The organism is Asanoa sp. NPDC050611, assembly GCF_040654855.1.
Lineage (GTDB): Bacteria > Actinomycetota > Actinomycetes > Mycobacteriales > Micromonosporaceae > Asanoa.
In genome coordinates, this window is sequence record NZ_JBFAIU010000530.1 from 1 (window position 1) to 3,440 (window position 3,440).

General features: G+C 73.7%; 3 protein-coding genes. 2 read left to right on the forward strand and 1 reads right to left on the reverse strand.

The genetic code is table 11. The features are described from left to right. A partial coding sequence (locus AB0H87_RS39625; protein ID WP_360158291.1) for a LacI family DNA-binding transcriptional regulator occupies positions 1–822 on the reverse strand: 822 nt, incomplete at its 3' end. 197 nt (positions 823–1,019) lie between these two features. Between AB0H87_RS39625 and AB0H87_RS39630 the strand changes: the two genes are divergently transcribed. Then, on the forward strand, positions 1,020–2,270 hold the full coding sequence (locus AB0H87_RS39630; protein ID WP_360158294.1) for a mandelate racemase/muconate lactonizing enzyme family protein: 1,251 nt from the start codon (positions 1,020–1,022) through the stop codon (positions 2,268–2,270). Then, the gene (locus AB0H87_RS39635) at positions 2,263–3,306 is read left to right on the forward strand and encodes an alcohol dehydrogenase catalytic domain-containing protein (protein WP_360158297.1); all 1,044 of its coding nucleotides are present in this window, start codon (positions 2,263–2,265) and stop codon (positions 3,304–3,306) included. Before AB0H87_RS39630 ends, AB0H87_RS39635 begins: the two co-directional genes overlap by 8 nt. Positions 3,307–3,440 lie beyond the last annotated feature (134 nt).

The window sequence follows — 3,440 nt, forward strand, 5'->3', positions numbered from 1 at the left end:
GGGTATCCGCAGGCCGCGCTGGTGTGCGGTCTGGATGGCGCCGGCCGCGACGAAGTCGTCGGCGGCCAGCAACGCGGTGAACGACCGGCTCTGGGCGAGCAGCGCGGCGAACGCCTCCGCGCCGGCCTCGATCGTGTAGTCGACCCGGCGGACGTGGTGCTCCGGCACCCGCAGGCCCCGCTCGGCGGTCGCCTTGTAGAACGCCGCCAGCCTGACATCGGCGTCGAGGTGGCCGGCCGGGCCGGCGAGGTAGGCGATGTCCCGGTGTCCGGCGGCGACCAGGTGCTCGACGGCCAACCCGATGCCGGCCTGCTGGTCGACGCGTACGTTGGCGTCGCCGGGCTCGTTGGGATCGTTGAGGGTGACGACCGGGACGCCGCGCGCCCGCACCGCTCCGGCGTAGGAGCCGTCGTTGGCCCACTGCGCCGCCACGATCACGGCGTCGTAGAGACCGCGGCCCGCGAACGCGGACAGGTGCTCACCGACCTGGCCGAGGTCGGCGCGGGCGACGTTGAACGAGATGCTGAACCCGTAGGTCTCTGCGGCGGTGAACGCCCCGCGAAGGATCCGGTAGAAGAAGCCCGAGTCCTCGGTCAGCTCGACGGTGCCCGGCCGGTTGACGATCCAGAAGCCGATCACGCCGGTCTGCCCGGTCTTGAGCGCCTTGGCGTGCGACCGGGCGACGTATCGCAGTTGCGCGGCCGCCTCGAGCACGCGCGCCCGGGTCTCCTCGGCGACGGGCCGGCCGTTGAGCGCGAGCGAGGCGGTCGCGGTCGACACCCCCGCCAACGTCGCGACGTCGCTGAGCCGGGCCAGGCGCATGGGCTTCACTCTCCGTCACGCATCAACCGCTGTCAACGCGTGCACCATCGGGTGGCCGGGCCAGCCACCTAAAACGTTTTAGGTCTTTACTCTGTTTCAACGATGTGTCTAACATCCCTCCCACGTCGCGATGTGTCAACAAGCCGCCGACGGTTCGAACCAAAGCCTCAAACGTTTTAGAGAGTACGGAGGCCCGGGTGCGCATCCGCAGCGTCACGACGGCGGTCGTCGAGGCCAACTTCGACTGGACGATCGTCCGGATCGAGGCCGTCGACGGCACGGTCGGCTGGGGCGAGGCGTTCTTCGCACCGGGCCTGGTCGAGATCGTCGACGCGCTCGGCGAGCTCGTGGTCGGCGCCGACGCCCGCGACGTGACCCGGATCGTGGACCGCCTCTACACCGCCGCCTCCGGCGCCGGATCGACCGCGGGCGTCGTCCTCAACGCCATCTCCGGCATCGACGCGGCCCTGTGGGACCTCGCCGCCCGCGCCCTCGACGCTCCCCTGTGGAGGCTGCTCGGCGGCCGCTTCCACGAGTCCGTCCGCGTCTACGCCGACTGCCACGGCGGCGCCGCACTGATGAGCCTCGACCCGCTGCTGCGGATCCGCAGGCCCGCCTGGGCCGACAGCAGCGACGGCACCCTGGGCCGCACGCTGTTCGAGCCCGGCGCCGAGACCACGGCGGTGGACCTCGACCGGATCGCCGCGCACGCCGCGGCGGCCGTCGCGCTCGGCTACGACGCCCTCAAGTTCGACGTCGACGTGCCCGGCCTGATCCCCGCCACCGCCGGGGGACGCCACCTTCCGGCGCCGGCCGTCGACCTCCTCCCGGAGATCATCGCCGCGGTACAGCGGGGTGCGGGTCCGGGCGCCGAGTTCGCCCTGGACTGTCACTGGCGCTACGACCTGCCCACCGCCCAGCTGATCGCGGAGGCCTGCGTGGGCGCGCCGCTGATGTGGCTGGAGGACCCCCTGGCGCCCGACAACGTCAGCGGCCTGCGGCAGCTCGCCCGGTCCACCCCGGTGCCCCTGGGCACCGGCGAGAACCTCGGCCGCTGGACCGCCTTCGCGCCGCTGATCGAGGAGCACGCCGTCGCCGTGGTCACCCCCGACCTCGCCAAGGTCGGCGGCCTGGCCGAGGCCCGGCTGGTCGCGCAGACCGCCGCCGCCCGCGGCATCGCCGTGGCGCCGCACAACATCGCCGGCCCGATCGGCACCGCGTTCGCCGCCCAGGCCGCCTCGACCATGCCCAACCTGCTGGCGCTCGAACACCACGGCCTGTCGGTGCCGTTCTTCGACGAGCTCATCGGAGGAACCCCGTTGATCGTGCGCGGTCGCATCGCGATGACCGACGCGCCCGGCATCGGCGTCGACGTCGACATCGAGGCCGTACGCCGCTACGCCAAGCCCGGCACCCGCGTGTTCGACCCGGTGGTGGCCCATGCCTGAGATGTGGGCGGTCGTCTGGCACCGCCGCGGCGACGTCCGCGCCCAGTCGTGGACGCTGCCCGACGGTCCCGCGCCGGGATGGCTGCGCCTGCGGGTCACCTGGTGCGGGCTGTGCGGCTCCGATACCGCCGAGTACGCCCGCGGCCCGGTCGTCATCCCGGTCACCGCCCACCCGGTCTCCGGCCGGCACGCCCCGCTCGTGCTCGGCCACGAGGTCAGCGGCGTGGTCATCGCCGGCACGGACGCGTTCCCGGCCGGCACCCGGGTGGTCACCGACACGCTGCTCGGCTGCGACGCCTGCCCCGCCTGCCGGGCCGGCCAGGTCAACCTCTGCCCCCGCCTGACCGCGATCGGCCAGCAGCTCGACGGCGGGTTGGCCGAGTTCGTCGACGTGCCCGCCAGCACGTGCCTGCGGGTCCCCGACGATCTGCCGATGGACGTTGCGACGCTCGCCGAGCCGCTCGCCGTGGGCATCCGGGCCGTCGCCCGCGCCGGCGACCTGACCGGGGCCCGCGCGGTCGTGCTCGGCACCGGCCCGGTCGGCCTGGTGATCGCCATGCTCCTGCGCAAGGCCGAAGGGCCGGTCGTCGCGGTCGACCCTGTGGCGGCCCGGCGGGAGCAGGTCGCCGCGCTCACCGGCCTGGCGACGGCGGCTGACTTGTCCGATGTGGATAGCGACGACCGCGCCTGGGTGGTGTTCGAGTGCGCCGGCAGCCGTTCCGCCCTCGCGGAGGCGATCGCACATATGCCGGCCAGGTCCCGCATGGTGGTGGTCGGCATCCATGACCGGGCCACTCCGATCGACATGTGGGCGACCGTCCACAAGGAACTCGAGCTGGTCGGCTCGCTCTCGCACGACCGGGGCGACTTCGCGGCCGCCCTCGAGCACCTGACCGCCGACGCGGCCGCGTACGCCGGCCTGATCACCCACCGCACCGATCTGCCCGGCGCCGTCCACGCACTCGCCCTCGCCGGCCACGACGCACCGGCCGGCAAGGTGCTCGCCGGCCCGAAGGGAACGCCATGGACCACCTGACCCGGCTCGGCGCCCTCTACAGCGCCGTCGTCGCCGACGCGCTCGACGCCATCGGGCTGCGCGACCAGACCCTCGCCCCCGGGCTGATCCCGCTCGGCGGCGCCGACAGCGTCGCCGGGCGGGCCGCCACGCTC

Coding starts and splice junctions, on each gene's coding strand:
- AB0H87_RS39635 (WP_360158297.1), top strand. CDS start 2,263: ATGCCTGAGATGTGGGCGGTCGTCTGGCACCGCCGCGGCGACGTCCGC.